The sequence below is a fragment of the Rhabdaerophilum sp. SD176 genome, assembly GCF_030143245.1.
Classification (GTDB): domain Bacteria; phylum Pseudomonadota; class Alphaproteobacteria; order Rhizobiales; family Beijerinckiaceae; genus Rhabdaerophilum.
Map to the genome: position 1 here is coordinate 60,052 of NZ_JARJNS010000010.1, position 21,461 is coordinate 81,512.

The window sequence follows — 21,461 nt, forward strand, 5'->3', positions numbered from 1 at the left end:
CCATGACCGGAACGCTCATGCCTTCGCCATCGCGACCGGCTGTCGACCCGCGCGTCATTGCCACGCGAGGGCACGGCTTTGTCATCGCCGCAACGGCCTTCCTGACGCTGGTCGATCTCTTCGCGGTGCAGTCGGTTCTGCCGAACCTGGCCATCCGGTATGCCGTCAGCCCGTCCGAGATTGCCGTCGCGGCGAATGCCTGCACGCTTGGCATGGCGTTGGCCAGTCTCGCGACGGCGATCTGGGGCGGCGGCATCAACCGGCGCTTCGGCATCACCGCCAGCCTGACCCTGCTGGCCCTGCCAACCGCCGCCCTGGCCATTGCTCCGGATCTGCTGGTCTTCACCGCGCTGCGGGTCATCCAGGGCGCGCTTATGGCCTCGGCCTTCACTTTGATGCTTGCGCATCTTGGCGAGCATTTCTGCCCTGTATCGCGCCCGATTGCCTTCGCTGCTTTCGTCACCGGGAATGTGCTGAGCAATTTCATCGGCCGCATCGTCTCGGCCAATGTGGCGGATCTTTATGGCATCCCGATCACCTTCCTCGCCTTTGCCGGCCTGAATCTCGCCGGTGCGGCTCTTGTCTGGCATACGGTCCGGCATGAAACCGGGACAGGCGGGGAAGCGGAGCCCGCTCCAGCCGGGGCCTGGCGCCGGCATTTGGCCCAACCCGCCCTCCGCGCGGCCTTTCTGGTCGGCTTCCTGATCCTGTTCGCCTTCATCGGTGTCTTCAGTTTCGTGAATTTTGTCCTGAGCCGCCCGCCGATCAGCCTGTCGACCATGGCAATTGGCTGGATTTACCTCGTCTTCCTGCCGGCCTTGCCGACCACGCTGATGATGGGGCGCCTGATCGCGCGCTTCGGTGCGCGCCGGTCCATCCAGGGCATGCTGCTCCTGGCTCTGCTTGGATTGCCTCTGCTGGCGCTGGCGGATCTCCGGGCCATGCTGGGCGGTCTCGTCCTCGTCGCAATCGGCACCTTCGCTGCGCAGGCCGGGGCAACGGGCTTCGTGTCGTCCGCCGCTACGGAGGCCAAGAGCACCGCCAGCGGGCTCTATCTGGCTTCCTATTTCTCGGGCGGAATCGTCGGCAGCTGGATCCTCGGCATCGTATTCGACCGGATGGGCTGGCATGCCTGCCTCATCGCGATCGCCCTGGCCCTGGCTTGCGCGGGCCTCGTCACTCGCCAGTTCGCGCCCCGCACCGCATCCACCGCCTGACAGGTCCATCTTGATCTTTCTCGCGAATTCTTGATCGGCCATTCATCGCTGGGGGTGGTACCACGTGTCTCCATCAAATGCGGTCGTTTACACGCATCAATCGGCGACGAGTCGGTCGGCAGGCCCAGCCGGATTTGCGGCCGTTGCGATGGGAGCGACAGGACAGGAGTGCATGCCCGATGGAAATGCATCAGATTCGCTATTTCCTGGCCGTGGCAGAGACGCTGAATTTCACCCGTGCAGCTGAGCGCAGCCACGTTGCCCAGCCCTCATTGACGCGGGCGATCCAGAAACTGGAGGAGGAACTCGGCGGACCTCTCCTTCATCGCGAGCGCGGAAACACGCACCTGACCGAGCTTGGCCATCGATTGCTGCCCCACCTCCGCTCGACCTATGAGGCGGCGCAATCAGCCAAGGCGCTCGCGCGGCAATTAAGCCTGGGAGAGCGGGCTCCGCTTCGGCTCGGCATTGCGAACTCGCTCGAGACGGCGCGGTTCCGGGGCCTGCTCGATCAGGTCCAGATGCAGGTGAACGGTATTGAACTGGCCATGCGGAAGGCCTCCGGGGACATTCTGCTCGAACAGGCTGTGATCGGGGCGATGGATGTGATCTTCCTTTCCCGACGGGAGCAATTTCCGGATCGCGTGCGCAGCTGGACGATTTTTTGTGAGGCCTGGATGGTCCTCATTCCGGAACGGCACATGCTTGCCCAGCAAACGGAGATCCATCCCGATGACTTCGAGGGGCAGGATCTGATCGACCAAATCACGTGCTCCGATCGCGCTGCATTCCTGGAGATTCTCGAGCAACAGGGGATCCGCGTCAGACCAAGGCACACGGTTGACTGCATCGAGGATCTGCAACAGCTCGTTGCCATGGGCCTCGGGCTCGGGATTGTCGGGCAGCATGTGCAGCCCATCCCCGGCGTGGTCGCAAGGCCGCTTTGCCACGGAAGCTTCCAGCGTGAGGTGGTCGTGGCCATTGTGGCCGGCCGGCAGTTCAATCGCGCAACGGAGCTTTGCGTCCGTCTGGCCCGGATGCACGGAGCTTCCTGATCGGAACCGCCATTCCTGATGATCCGACTGGAAAGCGATCCTGTCAGGCCTTGACGATATGATCACCTGTCAATCCGCGCGAAGCCATCGCATTGCGCGTGTCGACGACCAATGCGGCCGATGTCGCAATCATCGCATAGTCGATGGCGTCGTGATCGGTCGCAATCAGGACAGCGTCTGCCTCCGCGATCGTTTCGGCCTGCAATGGCACGGACATCATGCCGGCCAGCGCGGCATGCTCCCGCGTGGGCGGGATGACCGGGACAAGCGGGTCGTGATAACGGACCACCGCGTCTCGCCGTGCCAGCAATTCCAGCAGAACCAGTGCGGGACTTTCGCGCATGTCGTCGATGTTCTTCTTGTAGGCGGCTCCGATGATCAGGATGCTGGCACCCTTGAGGCCGCGACCGGAGCGCCGATCCAGCGCTTCCGCCAATCGGTTCACGACATGCTGCGGCATTGCCGTGTTGATCTCGCCGGCCAGTTCGATGAAGCGCGTCACAATGCCGAACTCGCGTGCACGCCAGCTCAGATAGAACGGATCGATCGGAATACAGTGCCCCCCGAGCCCTGGCCCGGGATAGAAGGGCATGAAGCCGAACGGTTTGGTCTTCGCGGCATGGATGACGTCCCAGACATCGATCGACATGGCATCGAAGACGACCTTCAATTCGTTTACCAGCGCGATATTGACCGATCGGAAGATGTTTTCCGTGAGCTTGACGGCCTCGGCGACCGCCGGGGAGGAAACCTCGACAACCTCCACCACCAATGCACGGTAAAGCGCTGCGGCGAGCTGCAAGGCCTCCGGCCCATCACCGCCAACAACTTTCGGGATATTGGCGGTGCTGAACCGCGCGTTTCCCGGGTCCTCGCGCTCGGGTGAAAAGGCAAGAAAGAAATCTGACGCAACCGACAGCCCAGACCTTTCGAGGATTGGCCGAACAACCTCTGTTGTCGTGCCGGGCCAGGTCGTCGATTCCAGCACGATCAGTTGCCCGCGGCGAAGGCGCGCCGCGATTGCCTCAACAGTTCGCACGACGTAGGTGAGATCCGGATCCTTGTTTCGCGTCAGCGGTGTCGGCACCGCGATCAGGATCGCATCCGGCTCGTTCAGGCGATCAAGATCGCTTGTTGCTACAAAACGACCGCTTCTGATCGCGGCTTCCATCCGTGAATCCGGAATATGCGTGAACATTGCCCGGCCGGAATTGAGCTGCTCAACACGCTGCCGGTTGATATCGAAGCCGAGAACCGTGAGGCCGGCTTCGGCCGCCGCAAGCGCCAGTGGCACGCCGACATAACCGAGACCAACAACCCCCACGGTGAAATCGCGCCGCTCGATCTTCGAAAGCAGGCTTTCAACCAGAGAAGGGTTCGTCATCACGCTGCCTTTGTTGCTCCGAACGCCTCCGGGCATTCAGGCCGCCAGTCGCTGTCCTGCCATGCCCTGACGTTCAGACCAAGAGGGTCAATTGCTCTTTTGTGCTGCAGCCATTGATGCGCACAGCGCCTGCGAGGCCACGTCGATGCAGGACCCGGAGCGCCGGAAATTGTCGTAATAGAGCGTCCACTTGTCAGGCCGCCCTGCGCGGTAGGGTCCGAACTTGAAATACTGGGTCTTGTCGAGGCCCGGACCGCGGTGGCCAATGGCACCTTCGACCGTTGCCACCCATTTGCCATTCGCGGCGATCTCGATCCGGCCGTTTCCGGCCGGGTCCGGCTTGACCATGAAAACATAGTCGATCCACCCACTCGACGCTTTCGGCCATTCGCCGCCCCTAGAAATCGTCCGGATGTTGGTTGCACATCCCGGCAGCTCCTGTGCCGCAACCTCCAGTCCAGCCTCCATCGCCACCGTTGCACGCACCTGCCTGTGAGCGTCGGGCGCGGCGGCGGGGGATTCATGTTCGAGGCAACGGTTCAATCTCGGCGACACGCCTTTGGGGGCGTACGTGGCTTCATCGCTGACGACCGTCGCGATCAATCGCCCCCTCGACAGGCGCAACGCAAGGAAAGGCGAATAATTTCCATCGGCCCCTTTCAAGATTTCGCGCTTCCATTGCGCCATGACAAGACGATGGTCTTCCTGCGGGATGGGATCTCCGAGCCGAAACGAAAAGGCGTACCAAAGCGGCCGGTCATAGGGCGCCAGAATGTCCGGCTTTTCCCAGACCTCCGCACGTTCCGAGCATTCGGTGCCGGAAACGGCACAGCTGGGCACGACCGAGAGTTCCAAGGCCTGCTTTCCGCTTTTCACGACATCGCTCTGAAAGCGGACAACTCCCTTCGCCTGTTCTTTGTTCATTTTGTAAAACAGGCCACTGTCTTTGGAAAAATCATTAAATTCAAAGTTATCAGACAGCAAAGACTGCCATTTTTCTTGGGCATGAGCGCCAAAAACGGCCAACGACAACATGGCGATCACGGAAAAAAGTCTCACTGGCATCGATCCCTCGATCTGTCTGTTGCGTCTATCTGCTCATACGCTCACCCATTTTACACGGGATCGTGACAGAATCCCATGGCGAGCGCAGTTGACTTTATTCCATGCATATTGCCATTTTTTTGCAACGTATAGGGGGTCGTTCCGCGTGGAGCGTGCATTTTTCGCCTACGTTTGGCAGCACAGCCGCAAGGAACAAGTGATTGTTTTGTTGCTTGTTGCCTTGTCTTTGCCGACATACTGGCTGTCGCTCGATCTGCCGAAGCAGATTGTCAATGACGCGATACAGGGCAAGGCGTTCGCGGCTGGCGTCGAAGAAATTGTGGCTTTGCGCTGGACTATTCAGCTTCCCGCCTTTCTGGGAGGGCAGACGCTTGCAGTTTTCGAAGGGGTGACTGCAAACCAGGTCCAGTATCTCTATCTTCTCAGTTTTGCCTTCCTGTTTTTCACATTGGTCAATGGTGGATTCAAGTATTTCATAAATATCCGAAAGGGTGTGCTTGGCGAAAGATTGCTCAGGCGTTTGCGGTTTGACCTGTTTTCGCGCGTCATGCGTTTCAAGCCCGAAGCGTTGCGAACAACAAAATCTGCCGAAATTTCAAGCATGATCAAAGACGAGGTCGAACCCATCGGCGGGTTTTTCGGAGACTCGTTCATCACGCCAGTATTTCTGGCCACCCAGGCCTTGACGGCTCTGTTATTCATTTTCATGCAGGACTTCCTGCTGGGCTTTCTGACGGCGTGTATCCTTGCCGTCCAGGCCTTGATCATTCCGCGGTTGCGTAGAGAGCAGCTTCGACTGGGGCGCTTGCGGCAGCTTGAATCGCGCAAGCTCGCCGGCCGGGTCAGCGAGATGGTCGATTCAGCCACACTTTTCCGGAATCATGGCGTCATCCCTTTCTATGCTGCCGAGATCGGAGACCGGCTTGGCCTGCTTTTCCGCATTCGGTTTGACCTTTACCGGCGCAAATTCTCGGTAAAGTATCTCAACAATCTGCTGGCCCAGGTGACACCGTTCCTGTTCTACACATTGGGGGGCTACCTCGCCCTCAATGGGAAACTGGATATCGGCCAGCTCGTCGCGGTCATCGCCGCCTATCGTGACCTGCCCACACCGGTCAAGGAACTGATTGACTGGGATCAGCAGCGTGCCGATGCGATCGTCAAGTTCGAACAGGTCATCAAGGCCTTCTCGCGCGACCTGCTGCCGGAGGAAACGCCGCGTGAAGAGGTACAGGCGGTCCTGACGGATGGGAAGGGACCCATCCGCCTTTCGGGCCTGCGCTACATCGACCGACGCGGTACCCTGCTTCTGGATCAGCTGACCACGACGATCGACCGTCCTGTCCATCTGGCGTTGGTGGGCCCGCCAAGCAGCGGCAGCCTTGTCCTGCCCAAAGTCCTCGGCGGCCAGGTCTCTGATTTCACAGGTGGCATCTGGATTGGTGACCGGATGCTCGGGCCGCTCACCGAGCCGACGACAAGCCATATCTCCTATCAGGGCAGTGATCCGGCCATTCTGTCCGGAACCATCCGCGAAAACATCGTCCTCGGAGCACGCCGCGGCACGGCGCCCCCGAACAATGCCCTTCGTTCTCTCGACGAGCACGAGCAAAGAGAGGCGATCCGCACCGGCAATCCGGGCTATTCCGCCGCGCAGGACTGGTTCGATTATGGCCGGCTCGGCATCGACGGACCGGCACAACTCGACATGCTTGTCGTCGAAGCTCTGAAGGTTGTCGGCGGCTTCGACAGTGTTTTCCTGGCAGGCCTGCGGGGGCCTGTCGGCGACAATGTCGAGCCGGATATGTGTGTCCGGCTGGTCGATGCGCGAATGGCCCTTCAGGATCGGCTCGAGAGTTTGGGCCTCGCGCCGCTGGTCGAGGTCTTCGAGGCGAGCCGGTACAATTCGCTGGCAACGATCCGGGAGAACCTGCTGTTCGGTTCGCCCGTCGGACCGCGGTTCAGCGAGGAAAACCTGGTGCGGGACCCCTATGTCCGTTCCGTTCTCTCGGCCGAGTCCCTGGCCGAGCCTCTGGTGTTGATCGGCCTCAAGATCGCCGAAACGGTGCTTGATGTCATGGCATCTATCCGCCCGGGCAGCGCGTTGCTGGATCGCTACGCCGCGTTTGACCTCTCGGATCCAGAAGCTCTCCAACGGGATTGCGAGGAGATCCGGCTGCGCGGGTTCTCGGCGGCCAGCCATGGCGCTCGGCAGAACCTGACGAGGCTGGCCATGAACTATGTCGAGCCGAAGCATCGCCTCGGGCTGATCGATGAAGCATTCCGGGCCCGCCTCCTGCGCGCCCGGATCAGTTTCAGGATGTTCCTGTCAACCGCGGCCCAAGGCTCGATCAGTTTCTATGACCGGGGCTCGGTGATTCCGGCCATGTCAATCGAAGACAACCTGCTCTTCGGACGCATTGGCACGCATATCGCTGGTGCATGCGAACGGCTCGAGGCGACCCTTCAGACCATTCTGGAGGAGAGCGGACTGGACCGGTTTGTGGTGCAGCAGGGCCTTGGCCGGGAGGTCGGACCGGGTGGCCGCCTGTTGACCCCCGAGCAGCGAGCAACCATCGCCCTGGCGCGGAGCATCCTCGTCAAGCCCGATATCCTTGTGCTCGACCAGGCATTTTCTGCGTTCACGCCACGTGATGCCGCGCAGATCCGACAAAACATCCTTCGGAATTCCAGCGGCCGGACGCTGATTGTCACGCTTGGGGATGACGAACCTCTTGACGGGTTCGAGCGCGCCCTTGTCTTTGAAGGCCCGCGGGTCGTTGCCGACAAGCGCCTGCCCGAAACCGAGCAAGGTGGAGGCCTGAAGGATAATCAGGCAGCCGAATAGGGAGATGCGGTCTATGTCCATTGATGACGAGGTATCACAACTCCAACGCTCGCCGATCTTCGCGAATGTCGAGCGTTCCCGGCTGAAATTGCTGGCACTCAACGCAGAGTCTGCGCTCTTTTCTGCCGGTGATGCGATCATCCAGATGGGTGGGCCCCCAGATGCGATTTATGTCGTGCTGACGGGAAAGGTCGGGATTCCCAACGGAGACATCGAAATCGGCCATCTCGTCGGTCTGGTCGGTGGTCTTCTGCGGCGGCCGCATGCGGTCAGCGTCCATGCACAGACCGCTGTCCACGCGCTTCGTTTGCCCATTTCAGTTTTCATGGAACTGATGGAGCATTGCCCGCAGACCGCTCTGGCCGTGATGCGTGAACTGGCCCGCCGGCTGAACGATGCCATGCGCGTGGCACTCGCCGTCGAGGTGACATCATGACAAACGTTGACCTTGCCGACCGGAAACACGGCACCGAGCGGCTCCCGAGATGGGGCCGGCTGCGCCACCTGCCCTGGCTCCGCATGCTGCGCATGACGTCCGGCATGGTCATTTTCGTATTCCTGACGATGCACCTCGCCAACCATGCGGTCGGCATCTTCGGTTTCGATCTTCTCAATCAAGCCCAGACGCTGCGATGGGCCATATGGATGAATCCGGTCGGCGTCGGTCTGCTCTACACAGCCTTTGCCGTGCATATCGCGCTCGGGTTGCTGCGGCTCGTCAACCGGCGCACGCTTCGGATCCCTTTTGATGAGGCGCTGCAGATTCTCTCGGGGCTTGTCATTCCACTCCTGCTGCTGCCCCACATCATCGAAACGCGCATTGCCGGGACGTGGTTCGGAGCCAGCGGCTATTACGGCCCCGTGCTCAAGGACCTATGGCCTTCAAAGGCCGTCTGGCAGACCGTGCTGGTCCTGATCGCGTGGGGTCATGGCGTGCTCGGCATTCACCTGGCATTTCGGCACAGGCCCTGGTACCAGCGCCTGCTGCCCGTCGGGATCGTCGTCGCCATAGCCCTGCCGCTGCTCGCTATTGCAGGATTTGTTACCGCAGGGCGCGAGGTGCTGATCTATATCAAGTCGATCGGCATGTCTCCTGAGACACACGCGCAGATGGCGCCGCTCCAGATGATCAGTACGACTGCCTATGCGGGGCTGGCCATCTTGTTTGCAGGCCTCGCCGCAAGCCTCAATTTCCAGTTCCTGCGCCGGAAGCTGGGCCGCAGGTTCACCTTTACCTTCAGGGGAAGAGGGCCGGTCAAGGTCCCGCAGGGTTCTTCGGTGCTCGAAGCCAGCCATATGCACGGCATTCCGCATCCGAGTGTCTGCCGGGGAAAGGGGCGATGCTCGACCTGCCGGATCCAGATCCTGTCGGATCTTTCCGAACTGCCGGAACCGACATCGGCCGAGCGCCTTACGCTCGACAAGATCGGTGCTCCGCCGAATGTCCGCTTGGCGTGCCAGCTCCGGCCGAAGGGTGACATCACGGTCCGCATCCTCCTGCCAGTCCTCGGCGAGGGGCGAGATGTCGAGACATCCGACGAAGCCGAGCGTTGGGCCGTCGAACGGGTGGCAACCGTGCTCGTTCTCGATATTCGCGCATTTGAAGTGCTTGTGAATTCTCAACTACCCTATGAACTCTCGGCATTGGTCAACCGCTTTTCGATCGAAATGCAACAAGCTGTCCAAAACCACGGTGGTATGGTCGCATCGTTCTACGGCGATGGCCTGATTGCGATCTTTGATGCCGCTGACAGGCCCGAGCTTGGCGCCCGGCGAGCCATCGACTGCGCGCGTGACATGGCGCGTGTGCTCAAGATCTTGAACAAGGAAATGGGCGGAGCACTGCCTATCCCCATCCGTGCTGGTATTGGCATCCACACAGGAAAGGTTACGTTAGCACGCATAGGTGATACGGAAAAAAATTCAATTGTCATGGCTTTTGGAAATACCGTCAATATTGCCGATGCACTTCAGCGGGCGACGAAAACCATGCTTGCGGATTGTATTGTTTCGGCTGATACGCTTTTGAATATCTCGGCAGACGTTTCAAGCTTGCGCCGGTTAGACATCGATGTCGACCGGATTGACGAAACGATCGTCGCCTATGCCCTCACCGATTGGCGCCTGGTGCGCGCCCGTTCCCGCTCAAACCGCGAAGTTGAGATGCAGGATCAAGGACCATGACCCATGAGGGCAAACACGATCTGCTGAGAATTGAAGATCTCCGCATCGCTTTCCAGATGCAGGATCACCTGAACGAGGTTGTGAAGGGCGTGTCCCTGCGCGTGCCGATGGGCAAGACCGTTGCCCTGGTCGGTGAATCCGGCTCGGGCAAGACGGTGATTTCGCAGGCCGTCATGGGCTTGCTCTCGCGCAAGGGGATCATCACAGGGGGGCGCATCCTGTTCCGAGATCCCAAGCAGCCGGATAAAGAAATCGACCTGACACAGATCCCGCGGGATGGCCGGGTTTACCAGTCCCTGCGTGGCGGCCGCATGGGCATGATTTTCCAGGAACCCATGTCCTCGCTGTCTCCGGTGCATTCCATTGGCAATCAGGTCGAGGAGGCCCTGACGCTGCATCATGGCGTCCGGGGCAAGGCTGCGCGCGAGGCCACGGAGCGGATGTTCAGCCTCGTCGGTTTCCGGGACGCGGCTTGGGCCTATGATCGCTATCCGTTCGAGCTTTCAGGGGGCCTCAGGCAAAGGGCCATGCTGGCCATGGCACTGATCTGCCGGCCGGCCCTGCTGATTGCGGATGAGCCGACTACGGCGCTGGACATGACCATCCAGGCGCAGGTCCTGAAGCTCATGAAGCAACTCCAGCAGGAATTTGGCATGGCCATCCTGCTCATCACGCATGATCTGGGCGTGGTGGCCAATCTCGCGGATGAGGTCTTTGTCATCTATCAGGGCGAAATCCTGGAAATGGGAGAGGTCGACGATATTTTCCGGCGCCCTCAGCACCCTTACCTCAAGGCATTGCTGAAGGCCTCTCCCTCGTTTGACATGGCGCCCGGAGAACGCCTCGTGACCTTACGCGAGGTGCCCGCGCTTCCCCCCAGCAGGAAACTCCGGGAGGTTCCGCGGGACCAGCCGATCCTCGAAGTCCGGGACCTGAACAAGACCTATCGCCAATCCGGCACACTTTCGCTGTTTGGTCGCGGCGGCAGCGCCGTGCGGGCCGTCGATAATGTCAGCTTCGACATCCGCGCGGGCGAGTGCTTCGGCCTTGTGGGCGAGAGCGGCTCCGGAAAGACCACGGTCGGGCATTTGATCATGCGGTCGCGCGCCGCGGATTCCGGGCAGATCATGTTCCATGGTCCAACCGGCCCGATCGATGTGCTGGGGCTGGACAGCGGGGAGTTGCGTCGCTTTCGGCCCAATGTCCAGATGATCTTCCAGGACCCCGTCTCCTCGCTTTCGCCGCGCATGACTGTTCTCGATATCCTGCGCGAACCCATGATCATCCAGGGTGATCTGGGGCCTGAGCAGCAGCGCAACCGTGCTGCCGAACTCATGCAACTGGTCGGGCTGGATCCCCGGTTCCTGAATCGGTATCCCCACAGCTTTTCCGGGGGGCAACGCCAGCGTATCGGGATTGCAAGGGCCTTGGCTCTGGAACCGCAGGTCATCATCTGCGACGAGCCGGTTTCTGCGCTCGATGTATCCGTGCAGGCGCAAGTCCTCAATCTTCTCAAAGATTTGCAACAATCGCTCGGTCTGACCTACCTTTTCGTTTCCCATAACCTGGCTGTGGTTCATTACATGGCCAGCCGCATCGCCGTCATGGCGCGCGGGCGGATCGTCGAGCTGGCCACGCGCGATCAACTTTTCCGGGCACCGAGGCACCCCTACACGCAGGCGTTGCTGGCCGCCGTGCCTTATGCCGATCTTGATCGGCCACTGGATCTCCAGGCACTGGAACTCACCAGCGCCTCCGATCCGAGCCGATGGCCAGGCCATTTTTCGGGGCCGGGGCTTGAAATGGTCGAGGTTGAAGCCGGTCACAGGGTTCTGATGCGCATCGAGGGCATTGGCGCCAAGGGGGAGGCTGCCTGATGATGATCTTCCGTGCTGCCCATGCGGTTGCATTCATTGTGGCGCTCTTCGCCGGTGGCAATGCCCTTGCACAGGGTGTCGGCACACTTGAGGAGATCCCTTTCCTGGCCGGGCGTGTGAAGGCCGGAGAGCTTCCACGCATGGCGGACCGCCTGCCGGGTCAGCCGCGCATCATCCCGCTCTCGAAAATGGGGCGGCAGTCCGGGCGCTATGGGGGCACCATCCGGATGCTGATGGGGGATCAGCGCGATATCCGCTTTGTCACGGTCTATGGCTATGCTCGCCTTGTCGGATTCGATGAAGAGGGCAAACTGCGGCCCGATATTCTCGCCTCCTACGAGAGTGAGGGGGATCGGATCTTTACCCTACGGTTGCGGCCCGGCCATCGCTGGTCTGATGGGCACCCTTTGACCGCAGAGGATTTTCGATACTGGTGGGATGACGTGGCGAACAACAAGCGATTGTCGCGCTCCGGGCTCCCGCCTGCCTTGCTTGCGGAAGGCAAACCTCCCCAATTCCGGGTCATTGATCCGCAGACTGTCCAGTATACATGGGCGGCTCCCAACCCGAAATTCTTGCCTGCGCTTGCGAGCGCGCAAGCACAAACGCTGTTCATGCCCGCCCATTACATGAAGCAGTTTCACGAGAAATACGCTGACAAGACGGCGCTTGCCGGTGCCGTGGCCAAGGCCCGCGTCCGCGACTGGGGCGCATTGCATGAACGTCGATCGCGTGCCTATCGACCGGAAAACCCGGACCTTCCGGTCCTCGATCCCTGGGTCAATACGATCGCGCCACCTGCGGAACGCTTTGTCTTTGTCCGGAATCCGTTTTTTCACCGTGTCGATGAACATGGGCAGCAATTGCCCTATGTGGATCGGATCGAGATGTCGATCGGCTCCGGCGCCCTGATCCCGGCCAAGGTGGCTTCTGCTGAAAGCGATCTCCAGGCGCGTTATATCCGGTTTGACAACTATACATTCCTGAAAGCGCACGATAAGCGCCATAACTATCGAGTATTGCTCTGGGATCAAGGCTCGGGATCGCAGATTACCTTGCGGCCCAATCTCAATTCCAATGATCCCGTCCTGCGAGACTTGTTCCGCGATGTCCGCTTTCGTCGCGCCCTGTCGCTTGGCATAAACCGGAAAGATATCATCCAGGTGATTTATTACGGGCTCGGCACCGCAGCCGGAAATTCAGTTCTCCCGGGAAGCGCGCTGTACACCGAAAAGGCCGCGCATGCCTGGACAGGCCATGATCCGGGCGAAGCCAACAGACTTCTGGACGAGATCGGGCTTGTCCGGCGCAATGCCGAAGGCATTCGGCTCCTTCCGGATGGTCGTCCGGCGTTCCTGACCATTGAAACCGCTGGCGAAAGCTCCGAGGAGACCGACGTCTTGTCCCTGGTGGCCGAAGATCTTCGGCGGGTGGGCCTGCGCATCTTCATCCGATCGACGCAGCGTGATGTGTTCCGGCGTCGTGCCATTGCCGGCCAGAACGAGATCTCGGTCTGGCAGGGCATGGACAATGCGACGCCAAGTGCCGATCACGAGCCGGAAGAGATCGCACCCAGCAGTGCCCAGCAGCTGGAATGGCCGCTTTGGGGGCAGCATATGGCAACATCAGGGAAAGAAGGCGAGGCCCCGGCCCTTCCGGCTGCCCGGCGCCTGGCCGAGTTGCACAAGGCGTGGTCGCGCTCCACAGATTATGCCCAGCGGGAGAAAATCTGGAAGGAAATGCTTGATCTGCATGCAGACCAGGTTTTCACAATTGGCATTGTCAACAGGACCAAGCAGCCCATCGTTGTATCTAATGACCTCAAGAATTTTCCGGATCATGGTATTTACAGCTTTGAGCCTCGTTCCTTCTTCGGTGCCTATTTTATTGATACCCTTTTCTGGGCTTCAGAGGAGCGTCGGAAATAATGTTCACTTTCTTGGCCCGCCGGATATTGATCATGATTCCAACGCTGTTCATCACCAGCGTATTGATTTTCACGATCATGAAGCTGCCCCCAACTGATTATTTCGAAACCTATGTTGCGGAGTTACAGGCTCAAGGGGAAAAGGCCGACCTCGGCCGCGTTGAGTTTCTCCGCAAAGAATATGGCCTCGATCAGCCGGCGACTACGCAGTATGTGCGCTGGATCACCGGATTTTTCAAAGGGGACTTCGGTTATTCATTCGAATACGATCGGCCGGTGAGTGATATCGTTGGCGAGAGGTTAGCGCTCACAATTCTTGTTTCATTCTTGACCATTATCTTGACGTGGGTCATTGCGTTTCCGATTGGAATTTATTCAGCAACCCATCAATACAGCATTGGTGATTATGGGCTTACGTTTCTCGGTCTATTAGGCATTGCGATTCCGCATTTTTTGCTTGCTCTGGTCACTATGTATTTCGCGAACGTCTGGTTCGGTCTTTCCATCGGCGGGTTGATGGACCCGAAATACTTTAACCAGCCCATGAGTTGGGAAAAGGCCCAGTCGATCCTGTCCCATATCTGGATTCCGGTTCTGATCATTGGCGCTGGCGGTACTGGCAGCATGATCCGGAAGATCCGCGCCAATTTGCTCGACGAGCTGCAAAAACAATACGTTGTGACGGCAAGAGCCAAAGGATTGCCGCCCGGCCGAGCTCTCAGGAAGTATCCGCTCCGGATGTCATTGAATTTCTTTGTCTCCCATATCGGTGATATCCTGCCGACGCTTGTCTCGGGAGCCGAGCTTACCGCCGTCGTGCTTTCTCTGCAGACGACGGGGCCGCTTCTCATCCGCGCATTGCAGAGCCAGGATATGTTTCTGGCGGGATCATTCCTGATGTTTCTTGCATTGCTGACGGTTATCGGCGTGCTGATCTCGGACATTCTCCTGGCGCTGCTCGATCCCCGCGTTCGCCTGCAGGGGGGGAGCACGCGATGACACTGACCTTGCGCCATCTTCCTTCGTCTGGCGGTCGTTTGCCGCATCAGATTTCTGGCGAGCCCTTCGACCCGAAGTCAGCGGAAAAACTGAGCGACGCCCAGAAGGAGGTCTATCTCGCTTCGCAATTCACGCTGATGTGGTGGAAGTTCAAGCGCCACAAGCTGGCGGTGGTCTCCGGAATTGTTCTGCTTGCCATCTATCTTCTTGCTGCATTCGCGGAGTTTGTTGCGCCTTACAATTATGAGCAGCGACATTCAGATTTCATCCGGATGCCGCCGCAATCGATCCATTTCTTTCATGACTCGCAATTTGTTGGACCTTTTACGTATGGAACGAACTATAATCTGAACATGGAAAACTTGAAGCGTGAGTATACTGAAGACCATAGTCGCGTCATTCCGTTACGCTTTTTCTGTCGAGGCGAAGAGTACAAATTCTGGGGAATGTTTTACGCCGACCGCCATCTTGTCTGCGCTGGCGAGGGCGGAACCATGTTCCTTCTGGGAACAGACAGGCTCGGGCGGGATGTGCTTTCGCGAATTCTGATCGGTGCCCGGATTTCCATGACGATTGGCTTGATCGGCATCACGATCAGTTTTGTGCTGGGGATCATCATCGGGGGGCTGGCCGGATATTATGGTGGCCTGCTTGATTTGCTGGTGCAAAGAGCGATCGAGATCATCCAGTCGCTGCCGCATATTCCGATCTGGCTTGCGCTTGCATCGATCATGCCGGCGCATTGGAGCCCCATTCTGGTCTATATCAGCATCACCGTTATCCTGGGCCTGATGGACTGGACCGGGCTTGCGCGCTCCGTGCGTTCCAAGCTCCTCTCGCTACGGGAGGAAGACTATGTTGTGGCTGCACAATTGATGGGGGCCCGCACGCCAAGGATTGTGTTTCTGCACCTGGTTCCGGGCTTCATGAGTCACCTGATTGCATCGGCAACCATCACGATCCCGACCATGATCCTCGGCGAGACCGCGCTGAGCTTTCTTGGCCTTGGCCTGCGGCCTCCGATCACATCCTGGGGCGTGATGCTGAGTGAAGCGCAGAACATCAACGTCGTGGCGCTTTATCCTTGGCTTATTGCGCCGGTATTCCCGGTGATTATCGTGATCCTGGCGTTCAACTTCCTGGGCGATGGATTGAGAGACGCTGCAGATCCCTATCATTGAGGGTGCTTCAATCGCCCCGTCCCGGTGCAAAGACCTGCGAGGCGGAAAGGAAGTCAACCTGGGGGCAGGATTTCAGTCTTCCGACCAGTTGGTCGAGAAACGCATGGATCCAGCCATCATGCTGAAGGTGGTGGGTGAGGACGCCAATCGGCGGCAATGCGATATCCGTCCGGGCCAGATGGGCCTCGATCAGTCCACAGGCTTCCGTCAGGAGATCGACACGCGGGCGAAGGCCGCGGTTGCCGCGCCAGTCGATCGGATCCCAATGCGTGTTCCGGACCACAAGGTTGGAAGGGGCCGTCGCTGTATTGGCCGTGCCGAAGGTCGAGAGCCCGGACAAGCCAAGGGCTGGCAGGCGTTCGGCCACGGCGGGTGATATCCTGTTCCAGGGCGGAACGAAGACCGGCAAGGCTTGGCCGCCGAACATATCCTCCAGCCGCTCGCGGCCCAACCGGATCTCGCGCTCCATTTCCGCAAGGCTGCGATGGCCCCCAAACTCGGCTGATTTTTCGCCGCGGGGTGAATGATTGGCATGCGAATAGCCGTGCTGAAGAACCTCCAAGCGGGGATGCTGAACCAGCAAGGCCTGGAGACTGGTCGCGGTTCCGGCGGGAATGACAGCCAGCGCACCCGGAATGTTGCGGTTCTCCAGCAAGGTCAGAAACCTTCTCAAGGCTGGCACATCCGCTGTCGCATCATCGTCGCGGATCCAGAAGGACAGCCGACGACCCAACGCCACGCTGCTTTCGAGCAGACGATCCAGTCTTTTCCAGGCATCGAGGATCGCCCGCCTCTCGGCATCGAACCTTCCGATTGCCGTCGCGGCACGCTCTCCACCGTCGAGGCTGAAACTCGACCAGTCCGGAGGAGGGGCCGCAAGCGTTTCCCGGACCGCCGATACGAGGGCAGGGCCAGAAAGGTCAGTTTCCCGAACGACCTGCGCCAGACCCGCGGCCTGGAGCGCTTCGGCACGAATGGTTTGTTCCTGCTCGGATCCGGCCGAAAACGGAACCAGGATCGCGCGCGTGCCGGCTGCAGCCAGGTCAAGAACCGTATTGTACCCCGCCTGCGAAATGGAAAGCGCCGCGCCGACGAGCAATTGAGGAAAATCCGGACGGGCACGCTCCACGAGCGCGTTGGCCGGCGCCATCGAGTGGAGCGCACCAAAGGCTTCCTCGGCAATGGCATGGCTGACCAGCACATGGAACGACTCGCCGGGAAGCAGGGCCGCCGCCTCGATCGCTGACCGGTTGAGGGCCATGCCCGCATCCGAGCCGCCGGCCGAAACGAGGATGCTTGCCTGGGCAGCATGTTGCAGCGTGGCTCGCTGCGAGCGAGTCTCATCGCGCAGGTAGCCGACATAGGTGATCATTCTCGCGAGGCTGGCATCAACGGGCCAGGAACGTTCGAGGGGCATCCGGGGCGTGCCGTGGATGATGACAGCATCATAGCGCGCCAGCCGATCCAGAACCTCGACGGAGCGACCGGGCTTTGAAGGCGGGTTCAGCACATCGCGGATAGAACAGATCATGGCCGGTGGTTCAGGCAAGGTCGAGGCTTCCTCGATCAGCGCCTCGTATTCTGATGCAAGCGCCCGACGACCGAAGGGGTAGAGCTCGGTAACAAGGACATCCGGCCGGACCGACAAAATTGTTGAGCGCGAGATCTCTGCCCGTTCGTTTCGGATCTTGGCCGTGACCGGTTGCCCGCTGTCATCCAGCAACACCGAGAAGTCACCGTTCCGGCAATGCACCGGGGGCATCTGGATGAGCGAAAGGCCCGAAACATCGATGTTCGGGACCGGCCTGCCGCCGGAAAGCAGGGTGACCTGCCAACCGGCATGGTTCAGCGCCTTGCCCAGCGCAACCATGCGCGCGAAATGGCCGACACCAAGCAGATGGGTCACAGCCAGGATGATCTTGCGTTGCGGCTCTGTCATGGCCATTCAGTCTCCTTCGGGCAAGGGAATGCCCGCCTTTCTGAAAGCCTTCCGCAAGATCACCAGCGATTGTTCGAGGCTCCGTTCCTCCAGAACGAAACGTCGGGCGCTTCGACCCTGCTCAGGCAAGCGCTCCCGTGCGGCGATCAGGCGGGCCAGGGCTTCTGCAAAGCGTTCCGCGGTACAATCCGGTACGATGTTACCCGCATCCCCCGGCGCGATAGCGTCTTCGACGCCGCCAAACAACCCGGCCAGGCATGGCAACCCGTGGAGTTGTGCCTCGAGAAACACCATTCCATAGGGTTCACGCACCGCGGGCCAGACAAACAGTTCAGCCGAGCTGTAGGCTTGGCCAAGTGTGGCGGTATCTTGAACTCCGTGAAACCGGACCTTCGATCCGAGGGGGTGAAAGGCCGCTTCAACCTCGGATCGTTTCGGGCCGTCGCCAAAAATGTCCATTCGCCAATCGTCGCGGCCCAATTTCGCGAGGGCCGCGGCCAGCATCCGGTAGGATTCGGTCTTGTTGCCTTCGCGCATCATGGCAACCGTTATCAGGCGAATGGCACCTGTTCTCTCGCGCCTTTCAACCATGGCTTCCGGCCAGTCTTCCGGCGCGATGAAGGCCGGCAGATCGATCAACGTCTGACCTTGTTTCAATGCCGCCTCAAGCGCAGGGCGATCCCGGCGGCTGGCACAGATCAGGAGGCGAGCTTCCGACAGCCCGATATCCGCGCGGCGTTCGCCCTCTGCCTGGGGCCCGCAAAGTCGTTTCGGGGCCCGGGAACCCTCGGCAACAATGTATGGCACGCCCAATGCCCGTGCGAGGCCGGGTCCGATCAGGTCTGGAGCCTTGAAGTAATTATGGTAGCAGAAAACCAGGTTTGGCGGGCGATCAAGGGCCGTGTCGCGGAGAATTCGCCGGGCCTCCTCGACCGCCTGATGTTCCAGGTCCGGGAACGTGGCCAGCGTCGCCATCGTGTGGTAGGTGCGCAGCCGGGATGCGAGCTCGACCGTGTAGCCAAGTCTCGCAAGCGCTCTCATCCAAAGCCGTGCGATCACCCTGTCGCCGGATGCTACCGGATGATCCGGTGATTTCAGCGGCGCCAGAAAGAGGCATTTCATTGTTTCGAGCGGCTTTGAGCGAGGGCTTGCTCAAGCAAGGCGTCGATCCGGGCGATGCCGGATTCAAACGAGAATGCGCTGACCACACGCTCGCGCGCGGACTGTCCGAGGGCATGGCGCAGTGACGGCTCGGTGATCAGGCTTGAAAGCGCTTTTGCCAGACCTTGCGGGTCACCCGGCGCAACAAGCAGGCCCTCGACCTGATCCCGGATGAATTCGGGTACCGCCGCAAAGCGTGTCGAAACGAGCGGCAGCGCCTGCGTGGCCGCCTCCATCAGGACATTCGGAAGACCGTCGCGATCGCCATCTGTGCCCAGTTTGCTTGGCAATACGAAGACATCCGCCTCGCGAAGGGCTTCGATGACCCGATCCTGCGGCAGGGATCCAAGCCAGCGCATTCGGTCAGAAAGCTGCATGTCATCCGCCCGCTGCTTGAGCTTGTCGAGAAGCGGTCCCGAGCCAATATGCGTCAGCTTCCAGTGCAAGTCCTTTGGCAGCAGGGCCAAGGCGTCAAGCAGGACATCGAACCCCTTTTTCTCGACGGCCCGGCCCACCGTGACAAGGTGCAAGGGCTGGTTGTGATGGCGTCCGTCGGCAACACTCCTCGACGGCGGGGGTGCCGGGAAACGACCGATATCCAGACCATGGTAGACGAGTTGAACCCGATGGCCCGCGGAGGAACCGGCAGCACGCTGCAATTCGGCGAGCCCGTCTTTCGTGCAGGTTACACCCCAGAGGCTGTCCTCGATCTTCTCGCGCTTCTCCCAATCCGGGATCGTCCAGATGTCCTTGGCATGTGCGGAAAACGAATAGCTCCGCCGGGTCAATGCGCACATGTACCGAACCACGCTTCCCGGCGTATGCAGGAAATGCACATGGACATGCCGGATATCCGCATCCATCTCGTCGGCGAGCACGCAGGCCTGACCGAAGCGACGCAGCCGGTTCACCGTTCTGTCGCGCTTCAGATCTCGCCAGAAGATCCGGGCCATATCCATGAATTCCGGCTTCCGCAGGGCTCGGAGAAACGCCTTGAAAACGCGCAGCGGAGCGTCATGCAGATATTCGGGCAGATACAGAAGCCTTGCCTGAATTTTCTTGTGCATCGGATGGAGATATTTATCCGTCGGCTGCCGAAGCGACCAGATGTCAATCTCGAAACCGCGTTGCTCAAGCGCCAGGATTTCCTGGGCGATAAACGTTTCGGAAAGGCGAGGATAGCCCTTCAGGACGATCGCAATTCTTCTGGAGGCGGACGTGGACGGCGAGGCTTCAGGCATTCCGGATGCCGCTCGCTCCCATTGTTGCGCTCCGGGGCTGCACCAAAGTCGGGAGGAGCTCCGCCGTCACGCGAGGGAGCCCTTCCAGCAGGTTTTCGAGCTTGACCGAGGATGGCCGCGGCCGTTCGGCCAGGGCCTGCAATTCAACCCGCATCTGCTCCAGATCCAGGTCAGGATTACCGGTCTCACAGATCTGCCGGACCAAGCCCAGTTCGGAAGCGCGTTGCGCCCGGATGGACTGCTCCTTCCGCGGGTACGAGCGCGGGACGATCAGGGCCGGCTTGTCGAAGGAGAGGATCTCGCAGAAGGTATTGTAGCCGCCCATCGCTACGATTGCGGAAGCACGGCTCATCAGGCGTTCGATCATAGGATCGAATGCGATCATATCGACATTGCGCAGTCGATCCACACGTGCCGCGAATTCCTGACTTTGACTGCGGGACAGATAGGGGCCGCAGACGATCACGGCGGGAAGTGGCATCGTCTTTTCCGCTTCATAGGCGGCGAGGACAAGATCGATCAACCCGGCACCATCACCGCCACCGCCCGTCGTGACGAGAATAAAGGGGCCCTTGGTGAGTTTGGGGTAACGTATCACCGCCGGCCCGGACGGCACCGACCGGCGGAGGTAGCCGGTATAGGTGATCCTTGACTGAACATCTGCGGGGAGCAGGACACCATCCAGCGGCCGGTAGAATTTCTCAAGCCCATAGACGAAGATGTCGTCGTAATAGTCACAGACTGCCCGAATGGCACCCCTCGATTGCCACTCGCTCCGGACTGTCTCGGGATCGTCCAGGACATCGCGAATGCCGACGACCATGCGGGTCCCAAACGTCTTCAGCAAATCAAGTGTCGGCAGAAGCTCGCTATGGAAGCCCGTTGGCTCCTTGTCGGCGATAAAGACATCCGGTTTGAAGATACGGGCCGCTTCCAGGATGATTGTCTGGCGCAGCGCAACGATTTCCCGGATGTCCATATGCAGGCTTGCACTGCCATACCCGCCGGATTTTGATTTTAGAACGCTCGGGATATGGACGAAATCCACCCCCTGCCCCAGATTAAAGCTGCCGGCATGCGGTGAGCCGGAGATAATCAGAACGGAGATATCGGAGCCGCTGCCGACGATTGAATTGGCGATGGAACGCGTCCGGCGAATATGGCCCAGTCCGAATGTATCGTGACTGTAGAGCATGACCCGAGGCCCGGAGACAGCTGAACTGTGGCCTGAGCGCGCCTGCATATTCTCGTGGCCCATCGCCCTTCTCCGACTCGGTTCGTAATGGTTGCGGCCTTACGGTCAACCGCACCCGGATCGATGCAGGTTCAACGTATGATGGAATGGACTGCCTTTTGTCTGCCTCATTTTGAATTCAGCGGCAA

General features: G+C 59.9%; 15 protein-coding genes. 9 read left to right on the forward strand and 6 right to left on the reverse strand.

All coding sequences use genetic code 11. The features are described from left to right. Positions 1 to 2 precede the first annotated feature (2 nt). Complete coding sequence (locus tag P0652_RS18030; protein ID WP_284180285.1) at positions 3 to 1,217, forward strand: MFS transporter; 1,215 nt, start codon at positions 3 to 5, stop codon at positions 1,215 to 1,217. Between the two features lie 179 nt (positions 1,218 to 1,396). After that, positions 1,397 to 2,272 carry a LysR family transcriptional regulator gene (locus P0652_RS18035; RefSeq protein ID WP_284180286.1) on the forward strand — a complete coding sequence of 292 codons (876 nt, stop codon included), beginning with the start codon at positions 1,397 to 1,399 and terminating at the stop codon, positions 2,270 to 2,272. A 43-nt stretch (positions 2,273 to 2,315) separates the two neighbouring features. On the opposite strand, the gene P0652_RS18040 is transcribed toward P0652_RS18035, so the two are convergent. Both P0652_RS18040 and P0652_RS18045 read right to left on the reverse strand, forming a co-directional pair. After that, positions 2,316 to 3,656 (reverse strand): nucleotide sugar dehydrogenase, encoded by a 1,341-nt coding sequence (locus P0652_RS18040; RefSeq protein ID WP_284180287.1) that lies wholly within the window; start codon positions 3,654 to 3,656, stop codon positions 2,316 to 2,318. An 87-nt stretch (positions 3,657 to 3,743) separates the two neighbouring features. Next, positions 3,744 to 4,691 carry a polysaccharide lyase family 20 protein gene (locus P0652_RS18045; protein WP_284180314.1) on the reverse strand — a complete coding sequence of 316 codons (948 nt, stop codon included), beginning with the start codon at positions 4,689 to 4,691 and terminating at the stop codon, positions 3,744 to 3,746. Between P0652_RS18045 and P0652_RS18050 the strand changes: the two genes are divergently transcribed. From P0652_RS18050 to P0652_RS18080, 7 genes are all read left to right on the forward strand, one after another. Then, positions 4,690 to 7,569 (forward strand): ABC transporter transmembrane domain-containing protein, encoded by a 2,880-nt coding sequence (locus P0652_RS18050; protein ID WP_284180288.1) that lies wholly within the window; start codon positions 4,690 to 4,692, stop codon positions 7,567 to 7,569. The two genes, P0652_RS18045 and P0652_RS18050, sit on opposite strands and share 2 nt — an antisense overlap. A gap of 13 nt (positions 7,570 to 7,582) precedes the next feature. Then, entirely contained in the window at positions 7,583 to 8,005 is a 423-nt protein-coding gene (locus tag P0652_RS18055; protein WP_284180289.1) for a cyclic nucleotide-binding domain-containing protein, read from the forward strand. Then, entirely contained in the window at positions 8,002 to 9,753 is a 1,752-nt protein-coding gene (locus tag P0652_RS18060) for an adenylate/guanylate cyclase domain-containing protein (RefSeq protein ID WP_284180290.1), read from the forward strand. The genes P0652_RS18055 and P0652_RS18060 overlap by 4 nt, the downstream gene beginning before the upstream one ends. Further along, a complete protein-coding gene (locus tag P0652_RS18065) occupies positions 9,750 to 11,630 on the forward strand; it encodes an ABC transporter ATP-binding protein (protein WP_284180291.1) in 1,881 nt (626 codons plus the stop codon). Before P0652_RS18060 ends, P0652_RS18065 begins: the two co-directional genes overlap by 4 nt. 140 nt (positions 11,631 to 11,770) lie before the next feature. Beyond that, a complete protein-coding gene (locus P0652_RS18070; protein WP_284180292.1) occupies positions 11,771 to 13,558 on the forward strand; it encodes an ABC transporter substrate-binding protein in 1,788 nt (595 codons plus the stop codon). Further along, positions 13,558 to 14,556 (forward strand): ABC transporter permease, encoded by a 999-nt coding sequence (locus tag P0652_RS18075; RefSeq protein WP_284180293.1) that lies wholly within the window; start codon positions 13,558 to 13,560, stop codon positions 14,554 to 14,556. Before P0652_RS18070 ends, P0652_RS18075 begins: the two co-directional genes overlap by 1 nt. An 8-nt stretch (positions 14,557 to 14,564) precedes the next feature. Further along, the gene (locus P0652_RS18080; RefSeq protein ID WP_284180315.1) at positions 14,565 to 15,737 is read left to right on the forward strand and encodes an ABC transporter permease; all 1,173 of its coding nucleotides are present in this window, start codon (positions 14,565 to 14,567) and stop codon (positions 15,735 to 15,737) included. Between the two features lie 7 nt (positions 15,738 to 15,744). On the opposite strand, the gene P0652_RS18085 is transcribed toward P0652_RS18080, so the two are convergent. Genes P0652_RS18085 through P0652_RS18100 form a run of 4 tightly spaced genes read right to left on the reverse strand, consistent with a single transcriptional unit; the run spans position 15,745 to position 21,336 of the window. After that, positions 15,745 to 17,676, reverse strand: a complete 1,932-nt coding sequence (locus P0652_RS18085) for a glycosyltransferase (protein WP_284180294.1) — start codon at positions 17,674 to 17,676, stop codon at positions 15,745 to 15,747. A gap of 6 nt (positions 17,677 to 17,682) precedes the next feature. Beyond that, complete coding sequence (locus tag P0652_RS18090; RefSeq protein ID WP_284180295.1) at positions 17,683 to 18,798, reverse strand: glycosyltransferase family 4 protein; 1,116 nt, start codon at positions 18,796 to 18,798, stop codon at positions 17,683 to 17,685. Continuing rightward, positions 18,795 to 20,078 carry a glycosyltransferase gene (locus P0652_RS18095; RefSeq protein ID WP_502947552.1) on the reverse strand — a complete coding sequence of 428 codons (1,284 nt, stop codon included), beginning with the start codon at positions 20,076 to 20,078 and terminating at the stop codon, positions 18,795 to 18,797. The genes P0652_RS18090 and P0652_RS18095 overlap by 4 nt, the downstream gene beginning before the upstream one ends. After that, on the reverse strand, positions 20,071 to 21,336 hold the full coding sequence (locus P0652_RS18100) for a glycosyltransferase family protein (protein WP_284180297.1): 1,266 nt from the start codon (positions 21,334 to 21,336) through the stop codon (positions 20,071 to 20,073). Before P0652_RS18100 ends, P0652_RS18095 begins: the two co-directional genes overlap by 8 nt. Between the last annotated feature and the right edge of the window lie 125 nt (positions 21,337 to 21,461).

Bases quoted from the DNA above. Each gene is read 5' to 3' on its own strand.
- P0652_RS18030 (WP_284180285.1), top strand. From the start codon at position 3: ATGACCGGAACGCTCATGCCTTCGCCATCGCGACCGGCTGTCGACCCG.
- P0652_RS18035 (WP_284180286.1), top strand. From the start codon at position 1,397: ATGGAAATGCATCAGATTCGCTATTTCCTGGCCGTGGCAGAGACGCTG.
- P0652_RS18040 (WP_284180287.1), bottom strand. From the start codon at position 3,656: ATGACGAACCCTTCTCTGGTTGAAAGCCTGCTTTCGAAGATCGAGCGG.
- P0652_RS18050 (WP_284180288.1), top strand. From the start codon at position 4,690: ATGGCGATCACGGAAAAAAGTCTCACTGGCATCGATCCCTCGATCTGT.
- P0652_RS18045 (WP_284180314.1), bottom strand. From the start codon at position 4,691: ATGTTGTCGTTGGCCGTTTTTGGCGCTCATGCCCAAGAAAAATGGCAG.
- P0652_RS18055 (WP_284180289.1), top strand. From the start codon at position 7,583: ATGTCCATTGATGACGAGGTATCACAACTCCAACGCTCGCCGATCTTC.
- P0652_RS18060 (WP_284180290.1), top strand. From the start codon at position 8,002: ATGACAAACGTTGACCTTGCCGACCGGAAACACGGCACCGAGCGGCTC.
- P0652_RS18065 (WP_284180291.1), top strand. From the start codon at position 9,750: ATGACCCATGAGGGCAAACACGATCTGCTGAGAATTGAAGATCTCCGC.
- P0652_RS18070 (WP_284180292.1), top strand. From the start codon at position 11,771: ATGGCGGACCGCCTGCCGGGTCAGCCGCGCATCATCCCGCTCTCGAAA.
- P0652_RS18075 (WP_284180293.1), top strand. From the start codon at position 13,558: ATGTTCACTTTCTTGGCCCGCCGGATATTGATCATGATTCCAACGCTG.
- P0652_RS18085 (WP_284180294.1), bottom strand. From the start codon at position 17,676: ATGACAGAGCCGCAACGCAAGATCATCCTGGCTGTGACCCATCTGCTT.
- P0652_RS18090 (WP_284180295.1), bottom strand. From the start codon at position 18,798: ATGAAATGCCTCTTTCTGGCGCCGCTGAAATCACCGGATCATCCGGTA.
- P0652_RS18095 (WP_502947552.1), bottom strand. From the start codon at position 20,078: ATGCCTGAAGCCTCGCCGTCCACGTCCGCCTCCAGAAGAATTGCGATC.
- P0652_RS18100 (WP_284180297.1), bottom strand. From the start codon at position 21,336: ATGGGCCACGAGAATATGCAGGCGCGCTCAGGCCACAGTTCAGCTGTC.